This window comes from Corynebacterium sp. MSK041 (assembly GCF_030232265.1).
Taxonomy (GTDB): domain Bacteria; phylum Actinomycetota; class Actinomycetes; order Mycobacteriales; family Mycobacteriaceae; genus Corynebacterium.
In genome coordinates, this window is record NZ_JASPJK010000009.1 from 45,857 (window position 1) to 58,032 (window position 12,176).

10 protein-coding genes are annotated in these 12,176 nt (G+C 62.3%); 5 read left to right on the plus strand and 5 right to left on the minus strand.

Going from position 1 to position 12,176, the window contains the following annotated elements; genetic code table 11:
• Positions 1 to 2: 2 nt before the first annotated feature.
• The 5 genes from trpCF to QP968_RS08120 are packed head-to-tail and all read right to left on the minus strand — an operon-like array spanning position 3 to position 5,208.
• Positions 3 to 1,508, minus strand: coding sequence for a bifunctional indole-3-glycerol-phosphate synthase TrpC/phosphoribosylanthranilate isomerase TrpF (trpCF, locus tag QP968_RS08100; protein ID WP_284855898.1), 1,506 nt, complete (start codon positions 1,506 to 1,508; stop codon positions 3 to 5).
• Complete coding sequence (trpD, locus tag QP968_RS08105; protein ID WP_284855899.1) at positions 1,498 to 2,526, minus strand: anthranilate phosphoribosyltransferase; 1,029 nt, start codon at positions 2,524 to 2,526, stop codon at positions 1,498 to 1,500. Before trpD ends, trpCF begins: the two co-directional genes overlap by 11 nt.
• Positions 2,519 to 3,199: an anthranilate synthase component II gene (locus QP968_RS08110; RefSeq protein WP_284855900.1), complete on the minus strand. Its 681-nt coding sequence runs from the start codon at positions 3,197 to 3,199 to the stop codon at positions 2,519 to 2,521. The genes trpD and QP968_RS08110 overlap by 8 nt, the downstream gene beginning before the upstream one ends.
• Positions 3,196 to 4,740 (minus strand): anthranilate synthase component 1, encoded by a 1,545-nt coding sequence (locus tag QP968_RS08115; protein ID WP_284855901.1) that lies wholly within the window; start codon positions 4,738 to 4,740, stop codon positions 3,196 to 3,198. The genes QP968_RS08110 and QP968_RS08115 overlap by 4 nt, the downstream gene beginning before the upstream one ends.
• A 30-nt stretch (positions 4,741 to 4,770) precedes the next feature.
• Positions 4,771 to 5,208 (minus strand): SdpI family protein, encoded by a 438-nt coding sequence (locus QP968_RS08120; protein WP_284855902.1) that lies wholly within the window; start codon positions 5,206 to 5,208, stop codon positions 4,771 to 4,773.
• Between the two features lie 98 nt (positions 5,209 to 5,306).
• Between QP968_RS08120 and QP968_RS08125 the strand changes: the two genes are divergently transcribed.
• The 5 genes from QP968_RS08125 (at position 5,307) to QP968_RS08145 (ending at position 12,124) form a co-directional block, all read left to right on the plus strand.
• Positions 5,307 to 6,536, plus strand: coding sequence for a dicarboxylate/amino acid:cation symporter (locus QP968_RS08125; protein ID WP_102723592.1), 1,230 nt, complete (start codon positions 5,307 to 5,309; stop codon positions 6,534 to 6,536).
• Positions 6,537 to 6,622: 86 nt separating this feature from the next.
• Entirely contained in the window at positions 6,623 to 8,080 is a 1,458-nt protein-coding gene (locus QP968_RS08130; protein WP_284855903.1) for a DUF5129 domain-containing protein, read from the plus strand.
• A gap of 11 nt (positions 8,081 to 8,091) precedes the next feature.
• The gene (locus QP968_RS08135) at positions 8,092 to 8,616 is read left to right on the plus strand and encodes a flavodoxin domain-containing protein (RefSeq protein ID WP_257997254.1); all 525 of its coding nucleotides are present in this window, start codon (positions 8,092 to 8,094) and stop codon (positions 8,614 to 8,616) included.
• Between the two features lie 96 nt (positions 8,617 to 8,712).
• Positions 8,713 to 11,574 (plus strand): leucine--tRNA ligase, encoded by a 2,862-nt coding sequence (gene leuS, locus QP968_RS08140; RefSeq protein ID WP_284855904.1) that lies wholly within the window; start codon positions 8,713 to 8,715, stop codon positions 11,572 to 11,574.
• Between the two features lie 16 nt (positions 11,575 to 11,590).
• Positions 11,591 to 12,124 carry a VanZ family protein gene (locus tag QP968_RS08145; protein WP_284855905.1) on the plus strand — a complete coding sequence of 178 codons (534 nt, stop codon included), beginning with the start codon at positions 11,591 to 11,593 and terminating at the stop codon, positions 12,122 to 12,124.
• The last annotated feature ends 52 nt before the right edge of the window (positions 12,125 to 12,176 follow it).

Below are 12,176 nucleotides of genomic sequence, written 5' to 3' on the forward strand. Positions count from 1 at the left end.
AGTTAGTAGTGAAAGTTTCGGATCCGCTCAAACACGGCACGCAGCGCGCCCGCGTCCTTCTGGCCGGCCCACTCCCCTGCTTCGGCGGGGTATTCCACGCCGGAGTTGAGGTCAACGCCGAGGCAGCCGACAGACAGCGCGGCGTCGAGGTGGTCGGCGCCGATGCCGCCCGCGAGGAGGCTGTGCGCGCGGACCTCGTCGGGGATGGTGCTCCAGTCGAATTTGGAGCCGGAACCGCCGTCCTTCGCATCAAGCACAAGCTTATCGACGTCTCCCGCCAGCCCCCGCGCAACCTCCGCCCCATCGGGGTGCGACATGGAGACGGCGCGCCAGACCTCAGGTGCCGGGATGGTGTCGGGAAGAGTTGCAAGGTCGGCGCGAATGGCGCGAATAAGCTCCTGCTCGGCGTTGAGGCTCCCCTGGTAGGGAGCGTGAATCTGTACGGCGTGGATCGGGCCGTCGATACTGGCGATGAGGTCGGCCCAACCTTCGGTGCGACGACTGACGGCAACGTAGTGAAGGCCGGGCTCGTGCGCCATGATGTTTTTCGATGTTTCACGTGAAACATTGCGCGGGCTGGAGTCCTCGAAGATGAGGCCACCGTAGACGACGCCGGCGGCGCGGGCGGCTTGGGCGGCGGACCAGGAGGTGAGGCCGCAGACTTTATTGGGGCCGTAGACCAGCATGCGGGCGGCCCAGTCGATGTCCGGGGTGCCGGTGAGTTGGGAGCCGACGAGGAAGCCGTCGGAGTGGCCGCCGAGACGGCGGACGGTCTCCACATCGCTGATGCCGGACTCGGAGACGATGAGGGCGCCTTCGGGAGCAAGCGGTGCAAGGCGTGCGGATCGGTCCAGGTCAATGGACAGATCGTGCAGGTTGCGGTGGTTAACGCCGAAGATCTTGGCGCCAAGTTTGGTGGCGCGGGCGGCCTCCTCTTCATCGATGACTTCGGTGAGGACGTCGAGGCCGAGGCGGTCGGCTTCGGAGTGGAGGCGGGTATAGGTGGCGTCGTCAAGCACGCTCAGCATGAGCAAGATGGCGTCGGCGCCGAAGTAGCGCGCGGCGTGGATCTGGCACTCGTCGATGATGAAGTCCTTGCACAACACTGGGAGGTGGGTGGTGGATGCGACGGTGGCCAAGTGGTCGTAGTCTCCCCCGAAGCGGTTGGGCTCGCAGAGGACGGAGATGCCGGCGGCGTAGCGGGAGTAGATGGACGCGATGGCGCCGGGCTCGTAGTGCTCGCGGATCATGCCGAGTGATGGCGAGGAGGACTTGCACTCCATGATGAAGCGCGTGCCGGGGCGCGCGAGCGAATCGTAGAGGGAACGCTCGGAGCGCGGCAGGGTCAGTGGGTCCACGTGGGAGATGCGGGCGCGAATTTCGTCAAGGTGACGAAATCGGCTCTGAACAATACCCTCCAAAACTGTTGGCAGGCCCTCAGAAGGGCGCACAGCGGATTTGCCCTGGTCAGAGGGGGTAAAATCAGAGGGGGTAAGATTATGCGCCATAATTCGCTCCCTCGTGCTTGGCCAACCATTCGCGGACGGTGCCGTTAGCCAGAAGCTCGGTGGCCTTGGTTACGCCTTCGGCCATCGTGTCCGCCATGGCGTAGAGGTAGAACATCACACCGGCGGTGGCGGCGACGGCATCGCGGTGGGCGTCGGGGCCGGTGCCCTCGAAGGTGGCGCGGATCGCGGCGGCGTTCTCTTCGCCGTTGCCGCCTTCCAACTCCTCGAGGGTGTAGGTAGGCAGGCCGAGGTCCTCCGGGGTGATGGTGTAGTGCTCGATGTTGCCTTCGCGGTCCAGCTCCCAGACTTCGGTGGGGCCGTGGACGGCGATCTCGTCGGTGCCAGCGCCGTGAACGATAAGGGCGCGACCACGGCCAAGTTCACGCATGGTCTCAGCGATGGTCTGGCCAAGAGCAGGGTTGGCAATACCCATGATCTGGTACTCGGGGCGCCCCGGGGCGAGCAGCGGGCCAAGGGTGTTGAACAGGGTGGATACGCCCAGGGACTTACGCACCGGCTGCACGTGGGCGATCGCCGGGTTGTAGGCGGGGGCGAAAAGGAAGGTGAAGTTGGATGCCTCGAACTGTCGGACGGCACGCTCTGGGTCCAGGTCGAGTGGGATGTTCAGGGCTTCCAACACGTCAGCGGAGCCGGACTTGGAGGAGACGGAACGGTTACCGCACTTGATCATCTTCACTCCCCCAGCGGCAGCAACGAGGGAGGCGGCGGTGGTGATGTTGATGGTGTTCTTGCCGTCACCACCCGTGCCGGCGGTGTCCATGAGGCCCTCACCAGTGATGGGGAACGGACGGCCAGCGGCCAGGAAGGCCTTGGCGGCACCGGCGATATCGGCGAAGGTTTCACCGCGGGTACGCACGGTGGCAAGGAGGGCGGCGATGTGGACATCGTCATAATCGCCCACGGTGAGCGGGGTGAACGCCTCGATGGCCTCCTCTAGCGAGGGGTTCTTGTTATCCAGGAAACGACGGAGGATTTCGAGGGATTTTTCACTAGCCATTGTTGCTCACCTTAACTTTCACGGAGTCTTTCTTCTCTAATAATTCCTTCACGCAGCGCTCCAGCAGCACGGGCCCAGCCGGGGTCAGGATGGACTCGGGGTGGAACTGGAGGCCGATGGACATGCCATCGGTGGTCTGCGCGGCCATGACCACATCGCCGACTTTGGTCTCGGTGCGGGCGAGAACCTCGATGCCAGCGGGGACATCGACGGTGCCCAAGGAGTGGTAGCGCGCCACGGGAACGAGGCGTCCCGGGGTGTCGCCGTGTTCGGGGCCACTGTCGATGGTCAGGCCGGTGAAGAGGGGGCTGGCCACGCCAACGTCGCTAAGCGTCATTGCTTCACTGACACCATGGACCGGGCCGCAGGGGCTGACCTTGCCACCGAAGTGCTCGATGAGCGCCTGGTAGCCAAGGCAAATGCCGAGGATGGGGATGCGGCCCTGGGCTGCGTGGATGAGGTCCATCATGCAGCCGGCGTCCGCGGGATAGCCGGGGCCGGGCGAGAGGATGATCACGTCGGGCTCGGCGGCAAGCACTTGGTCGACGGAGACGGTGTTGCGGAACACGGTGAACTCGATGGCAGGCTCGGTGATGGTGGCCAGAGCGTCCACGAGGTTGTACACAAAGGAATCTTGGTTATCCAGCAGGACAACACGGGCGGGCGAGTTCATCGGATGACCTCCACGGTCTTGGCCTGCGCCATCGCAATGGCATTAAGAACAGCGTAGGCCTTGTGCAGGGTCTCATCAGCTTCGGCCTGAGGGTTAGAGTCACGGACAACACCGGCGCCGGCCTGCACGGTGGCCATCCCGGCGCGGACGAAGGCGGAGCGGATGACAATGCATGTATCGAATTCGCCGTTGCCACGCAGGTACCCTACTGCCCCACCGTAGGAGCCACGGCGGGTGCCTTCGAGTTCGCGGATGAGTTCGGTGGCGCGCAGCTTCGGGGCGCCGGTCAGGGTGCCCATGTTCATAGAGGCGCGGTAGGCGTCGAGGGCATCCAGGTCGTCCGCAAGCGTTGCGGTCACCCGGGAGACTAGGTGCATGACGCGGGAGTAGCGGTCCACCTGCAGTAGCTCACGCACCTGGCGGGTGCCGGGGCGAGCCACACGGGCCATGTCATTGCGTGCCAAGTCCACGAGCATGGTGTGCTCGGCGATCTCCTTGGCATCCGTGCGCAGTTCCAGCTCCATGCGCGTGTCCAACTCATGGGTCGCACCACGCGGGCGGGTGCCAGCGATGGGATAGAGCTGCACCTCGCGGGTGGCGGCGGAGAACTTCAAGTTAGATTCCGGTGAGGCACCGAAAAGCTCGTACGGCTCCCCCGCCCGATCGAGCCCTCGCACATAAAACATGTATGGCGACGGATTAGAATCGCGCAGCTGCTGGTACGCCGCAAAAGCATCCGGGCACTCGGTCGTGAACGCACGCGCCGGGACGACCTGATAAATATCGCCGTTATAAATATTGTCTTTCAGCTTGTCTACATCGCGGCGGAACTCATCATCCGCCAAGCTCGCCTCCACGCGCAACGTGCCCTCGCCCTGCGGGGTTGCGGGCGTGGGGGTGTGTGCGGTGCGGATCAGCTCAGCAAGCTCAAGCATTCGCTTATCGACGTCCCCCGCCCCCCAATCAACCCCCGACAACCGCGCCGTCGACGCGCGGTGATCAATGGTGAGCACGATCTCGGCGAGGATGAACTGGAAATCCGGGTACGTGTTCGTGCTTTCGGCGACATCGGGGAGATTCTCGAACGTGGCCAGGTAATCAAACGCGAAACCGCCCACGACCATGGGGAGGATGTCCTCGGAGTCGGTGTAACCCGCATCGCGGGTGAGAGCGCGCAGCACCTCGACGGTGCTTGGGGCGGTGAGGCGCTCACGCTCATCCGCGGCCGTGGACGGTGGGAAGCTGAACGTGACCGGCTCGCGTGAGGTGAGGTAGGAAGCGAGCTGCTCCGTCAGACGCGCAATGATCTGCTCCCCCGCCGGGCTCAGTGGCTCCGCCACAACCTCGTGGCCACTACACGTCAAACGCACGGACGCGCCGAGCACGGCCACGGACTGCAAACCAGACTTCGTGGTGATGTCCGCCGATTCCAACAGAACCGTATCCGTGAGCGAGGTCCCGCCAAGCTGCGCGAACAATGCGGAGGCATCAGCGTGATACGCCACGTCCCTGTGTTGAACACGGGGTGCAGGATTGGTCATGCCGTCAAGCTTAGGCCGGTGGGTAGCCATTTAATTCTGATCCGCCTCACGCGCTGCATTGCGGAGCGCATCCAGGTTCACCGCGGGAGCCGGGGCCTCGTCGGCAGTGGTGGCGTTGGCAGCCTGCGCATCGTCGATAAGCCGTGCAGCACGCGCGCCCATGTTCCCGCCGAGCGCACATGCGACTACCGCAAGCACCGCGAGCAGGACGGGCGCAACCCACAGCCACCCGGACGCGATGAATGAAAACGCGCCACCGAATGCCAGCGCGGCACCCCCGAAGATCAAGTACGGGCCCACAACGCGGTGAGCCTGCACCCAAATACCTTCATCCTTACGCACCTCCGGCACGCGCAAACCCACGATGCTGTTACCCGGCAGGCGACCCGCGGTGGCGAGCGCGCCGGGAACCAGCAAAGCAAGAGCACAAACGATGAAAATAGTTCCGATGATGGCGCCAGCAGTCATGCCTGGAAGTCTACCGATAGGGCGACAGTTTCGTATTGCGGGGTTCCGTGTTGGACAATGCAGGAGTACATGTCAATTCCCGTACAAAGGTTTCAACTATGAACTCTAAGCCGATCACCCGGTCGCTGCTGTTCTGGATCGTCGTGGCGATAGTCCTCGGCATCGCATGCAGCTTCTTCTTCCCCACGTGGCTCGCCCGCATCTTCATCACCTTCAACGGTCTGTTTTCTAACTTCCTGGGCTTCTTCGTCCCGGTGCTCATCTTCGCGTTGATCACCCCGGCCATCGCCGGTCTGGGCAAGGGTGCCGGCAAGTGGCTCGGCCTCACCGCCGGTATCGCCTACGGCTCCACCATCATCTCCGGTCTCATCGCCTGGGGTCTCTCCGTGGCGCTGTACCCGTGGCTGTTGGGTGACCAGAAGCTCATCACGGCTGTGGATGACGTGGAGGAGGGCGCCCTGTCCCCCTTCTTCTCCGTGGAGATTGATCCGCCGTTCGCTGTCATGACTGCCCTGGTGCTCGCCTTCTGCGTGGGTATTGCTATGACCGCCGTGAAGTCCGACACGATGTACAAGTTGGCCACCGAGTTTGAGGGCGTGATTATGAAGGTGGTTACGTCCTTTGTTATCCCGCTGCTGCCGCTGTTTATCTTCGGCATGTTCCTCAACCTGGGTATGAACGACAACATGGGCGCCACCCTCACCGCCTTTGGCAAGGTGCTAGCCCTGGCCGTCATCATGACTATCCTGCTGCTCATCCTCCAGTACCTCATTGCCGGCGCCATCGCTGGCGTCAACCCGGTGACCGCCCTGCGCAACATGCTGCCGGCCTACTTCACCGCCCTGGGTACCTCGTCGTCTGCAGCAACCATCCCGGTGACCCTCAAGTCCACGCTGAATAACAAGGTGGATGAGAACGTCGCCGGCTTCGTCGTCCCGCTGTGCGCAACGATCCACCTGTCCGGCTCCATGATGAAGATCGGCCTCTACGCCTTCGCCGTCATCTACATGGCGGGTATGGACATCTCCTGGGGTCTCTCCCTCGGCTTCATCCTCCTGCTCGGCATCATGATGATCGCCGCGCCGGGTGTCCCCGGTGGCGCCATCATGGCGGCAACCGGTCTGCTCGCTTCTATGCTCGGCTTCAACGACGACATGGTCGCCCTCATGATCGCCGCCTACATCGTCATCGACTCCTTCGGCACCGCCGCCAACGTCACCGGCGACGGCGCGATTGCGCTTGTGGTCAACCGTTTCGCCGCCGGCAAGATGGAGCGCACCTCCACAGAGGATGCTGAGAAGCAGGAGCTTATCGACGAAAGCGCGTAGCACCGTCTAATCCCCTTTTGGCTTTAGCCAAAACCGATGTTTCACGTGAAACATCGGTTTTTCTTTGTGCGCCTAGGATGGGGCGCATGGCTTTGGGATCAACAAAGAAGTTCACCCTCGGCGCACTCAGCGTCGTCGCCCTCGCCGGGGCTGGCGGTGCCGGACTGACCTACGCTTTGACGGACGCGCCCGACCCGGCGCAGTTCGTTGTTGAGGTTGGCCAGGCACCCACCGTGACTATCGACGACCCCCAGGACGTCCTCTCCCCAGAGGACGAAGCCCGTATGCTTCGCGACGCGGAGCGTCTAGACCACCCCGCCGTGGTGAAGGAACTCCACTACCTCGTCTTCGCCACGAACCACGAGAATGTTCTCGACTCTGTGGAGGAGTACGTGCGTGACACCTACCCGGAGCTCATTGGCAATGCGTCTAACGACGATGCCCGTTTCGCCGATGGCACCGCCATCATCGGCGTTGGCCTTGATCCCCGCCAAGCCTTCGCCTACTACGGTGATGACGTAGCCGCGCAGCTCCAGGTCGATTACGGCCAGCGCGATGAAGAGGTGCTCGACGCCATGAAGCCCGGCGTCCGTGACGGCAACATCCCGGCCGGCCTCTTCGCAGCTGCCAAGACCGCTTTCGACGTTGAAGCCGCCGAGGAATATGGCTTCGACCAAGCAAAGGGTGACCGGGACGGCCTTGCTATTGGTGGCGGCATGGGTGCTGTTGGTGTTGGCACTTTCATCGCTGTTGGCACCGGCGTCTCCCGGTGGAGCCGCCGCCGGAAACTAGAGCAAGCACATGAGGACTACAAGGCCGTGACAGGTGAGTACGCGGCGCTCTCTGGCCGCCTCGACGAAGTGGACATTCGCGCCAACTCCCTGTCTTCCGCCTTCGCCGATGCGGAGATGCGCAAACAGTGGGCTGAGGTCCGTGATCACTTCCTTGGCTACCACGAGACCGTCAGCGGTGCCGGCGGGATCGGGGACATTGACATGACCAATGACAAGCAGGTGCTGAAGAACAGCAAGAAGCTACGCCAGGCCGCTGAGTCCGTCGAGCATGTCTCCAACGCCGAGAACAACATCAACCGGATGTTCAACATCGACAATGGCGACGCCGCCACCCGCCGCACCAGCCTCACGGACTTGCGCGAGGATGTCATGGCCGCCCGCGTCGGCGTGAAGAATAACCAGCTGAACTACGAGCTCGGCCAGCTGCTAGAGAGCATCAACTGGCTCGATGCCAACCCGACGGCCCCGAACTTCATGGACGAATTCGTCCGTGTGCTGGGGGATTACCGGCTGCTCCTCGAGCAGGTTAAGAAGGAAGAGTTCTCCGACGTGAAGGAATACGAGCCACTCCGTCGCCCTGCCGTCTACGACCGCGATTACTACTACTTCCCCGGCTACGTCACCTACGCATCCATGAGCAGCTGGCACGACAGCAACGTTCGCGCCCACGAACAGGCCCAGTCCTCCAGTACCAGCCCCGGCGTTTCCTCCTCCGGCTTCAGCGCCTCGGGTAGCTCCTCATCGTTCTAGGGAGAGACATCTTGACCGCCGCTATCTACTACGCCAGCTTCTATGGCTCCACCAAGCAATACGCTGAGGAACTCGCCACGCGCCTCGGTACCACTGCCGAGGAGATCACCGAGGGCAGCGCGTCTACTATCCGCGCATCTGATGAACCCCTGATCATCCTCTCCCCTATTCACGGGCCATCCCATCCCGGCGTGAAGGTGGTGAAGGAGGTGGGTCAGGAGGGCGTCGAGAAGCGAAAAGTAGCCCTCGTGACAGTCGGCATGACTCTCGACCACGTGGTGGAGGCGCAGGACCCGGCTCGTGCGCTGCTCGGCGACCTGGCTGGGGATGTCGAGCGCTTCTACCTGCCCGGCCGGCTCAACTACTCCGAGCTGAGCCCCAAACATCGCAACATCATGAAAGGCCTGATCACGATGTTGAAGCTCAAGCCCGGCAAAACCGAGAACGAGCGCATGATGATTGATACCTACGGCACAAACACTGATCGCGTCGACCTGGGTAGGCTCGACGCGATCGTGGAGTGGGCGAAAAAGTAGAGGTTTGGTCATTCGCACCCCGATGTTTCACGTGAAACATCGCTAGAGGCGTCCGGGCGCTGTGCTGGTGGGGGTGACCTATTACACTGGCTAACCATGACTAACGCGACTGGACCGGCGTACCGCTACACGGCGGGTATTGCTAATGAGATTGAGCAGAAGTGGCAGAAGTACTGGATCGACAACGGGACGTTTAATGCCCCGAACCCGGTGGGCGATCTAGCTACGGGTGAGGGCGAGCTGCCGGCTGACAAGCTCAATGTCCAGGACATGTTCCCCTACCCCTCCGGCGCGGGCCTGCACGTGGGGCACCCGCTGGGTTACATCGCGACGGATGTCTTCGCACGCTACAACCGCATGCTGGGCAAGAACGTGTTGCACACGCTCGGCTACGACGCATTTGGTCTGCCAGCGGAGCAGTACGCCATCCAGACGGGTACGCACCCGCGCACGACCACGATGGCGAATATTGAGAACATGACGCGTCAGCTGGACGCGCTGGGTCTGGGCCACGACCGGCGCCGTTCGGTGGCCACCACGGACCCGGAGTTTTACAAGTGGACGCAGTGGATCTTCCTGCAGATCTTCAACGCATGGTTCGATGAGGATCAGCAGAAGGCACGCCCGATCGCGGAGCTTGTTAGCGAGCTTGAGGCAGGTACCCGTACCACCAAGGATGGCCGCGTGTACGCCGAGCTCGACACGACGGAGAAGCAGAAGGCTATCGACGAATTCCGCCTCGTTTACCTGTCTGACTCCATGGTCAACTGGTGCCCGGGCCTGGGCACGGTGCTGGCAAACGAGGAGGTCACCGCTGATGGTCGCTCGGAGCGTGGCAACTTCCCGGTCTTCCGCAAGCGTCTACGCCAGTGGATGATGCGCATCACCGCGTACTCGGACAGGCTTCTAGACGACTTGGAGCTGCTCGACTGGCCCGACAAGGTCAAGGCAATGCAGCGCAACTGGATCGGGCGTTCCCGTGGTGCGGAAGTGACCTTCCGTGCCCAGGGCCCGGCAGGTCAGGAATTCGGCATCGACGTCTTCACCACCCGCCCAGACACCCTGTTTGGTGCCACCTACATGGTGCTCGCGCCGGAGCATGAGCTCGTGGATGAGTTGGTGGCTGGGGAGTATGCGGGGGACGTCGATAAGCGATGGACCTTTGGCGAAGCGACGCCGAAGGACGCTGTGGCCGCATATAAGCGCGCGATCGCGGCGAAGTCTGACGTGGAGCGACAGGAGAATAAGGAAAAGACCGGTGTTTTCTTGGGCTCGTATGCCGTGAACCCGGTGAGCGGCGAGAAGGTGCCGGTGTTCATTGCGGACTACGTGCTCATGGGCTACGGCACGGGCGCGATCATGGCGGTGCCGGCGCACGATGAGCGTGACTACGAGTTCGCTTCCGTTTTTGGTCTGCCGATCGTGCCGGTGCTCGACGGCGCGAACATCGAGGAAGAGGCCTTTACTGAGGACGGCCCGCACATCAACTCCGCGAATGACCGTGGCCTGGACATCAATGGTCTGGGCAAGGACGAGGGCATTGAGAAGGCCATCGCCTGGCTAGTCAGCGAAGGGGCTGGTGAGGAGCGTATTCAGTACAAGCTGCGCGATTGGCTGTTTGCGCGTCAGCGCTACTGGGGTGAGCCTTTCCCGATCGTGTACGACGAGAACGGTGTGGCGCACGCGCTGCCTGAGTCCATGCTGCCGGTCGAGCTGCCGGATGTGGAGGACTACAACCCGGTCTCCTTCGATCCGGAGGATGCTGACTCCGAGCCCGCTCCCCCTCTGGCGAAGGCCACCGATTGGGTGAACGTGACGCTGGATCTTGGCGATGGTGAGAAGCAGTACACCCGCGACACCAACGTCATGCCGCAGTGGGCAGGATCGTCCTGGTACCAGCTGCGCTACATCGATCCGACGAATGCGGACAAGTTCTGCGACCTGGAAAATGAGCGCTACTGGACCGGACCGCAACCGGACAAGCACGGCGCGAATGACCCGGGCGGTGTGGACCTCTACGTCGGTGGTGTTGAGCACGCGGTGCTGCACCTGCTCTATGCACGTTTCTGGCACAAGGTGCTCTTTGACCTGGGGCACGTCAGCTCCAAGGAGCCGTACCGTCGCCTGTACAACCAGGGCTACATCCAGGCGTACGCCTACACCGATTCCCGTGGTGTGTACGTGCCGGCCGCTGAGGTTGAGGAGAAGGACGGCAAGTTCTACTACAACGGCGAAGAGGTCAACCAGGAGTACGGCAAGATGGGCAAGTCCCTGAAGAATGCCGTTGCTCCGGATGACATCGCACGGGACTTTGGTGCCGATACGCTGCGTGTTTATGAGATGTCCATGGGACCGCTGGACACCTCGCGTCCATGGGCGACCAAGGACGTTGTGGGCTCCCACCGCTTCCTTCAGCGCCTGTGGCGCCTGGTCGTCGACGAGGAGACCGGTGAGGTCACCGTCAGCGACGAGCCGATGAGTGAGGAGGATGCGAAGCAGCTGCACCGCACCATCGCTGGTGTGCGTGAGGACTACGAGCACCTCCGCGACAACACCGTCGTGGCCAAGCTCATCGAGTTCGTGAACTACCTGACCAAGACCCGCGAGGCGACCGGCAATGTTTCACGTGAAACAGTGGAACCGCTCGTGCAGATGGTCTCCCCCGTTGCGCCGCACATCGCCGAAGAGCTGTGGATGCGCCTCGGCCATGAAGGCACCATCACGTTCGAGCCGTTCCCGACCTTCGACGAGAGCTTGCTTGTGGACGACACGGTGGAAATCCCCGTCCAGATCAACGGCAAGGTTCGCGCGCGTGTGGACGTACCGACCGAGGCGTCCAAGGACGAGATCGAACAGATCGCGCTTGCCGACGACCGTGTCACTAGCCTCATCGAAGGCAAGAACGTGGTGAAGACCATCGTGGTGCCAGGCCGCATGGTCAACTTGGTGGTCAAGTAGGTTGGAAAGGGCGTCGATGTCGAAGCAGTGCACTGCCACGATTGGCGCCCTCGTTGGCTATTCGGGCGTGGTCATCGCCCTGACCATGCTAAAAGCCTTTTATCGCATCGGCTACCTGTGGGACCCCGCCAACCAAATGCGGCGGGGACTCTCCCTCGCCCCGTTCGATGACCTGATCAATGCCAGCTCATGGTTCGGGCCCGTCTTTGAGTACGGCGGGAATATCGCATTCTTCGTGCCCGTGGGCATGCTGGCCTACATTCTTTTTCAGCGAACACCCCGCCCACTTCTTGTAACGACCCTGCTCGGAGCAGGTTTCAGCCTGGCTATCGAGACATCCCAATACATCTTCGCGCTTGGCTACAGCGACATCGATGACCTGATGATGAACACCCTCGGTGCCTTCATCGGTGCCGTACTGGCCAAACTATCCGGCCCGAAATTCCACTGGCTCTGGATTGGACTTGCTTCCCTAGCGACAATCACCTTCATCGGGCTGGTTATCGGCGGGGAGAGCCTCGGGGATCCCAGCAAGGTGAAGCAGGTCTAGCAATGACACACTAAAAGCGACCACCCCGCCTATCGCGCGAGGCGAAAAGCCT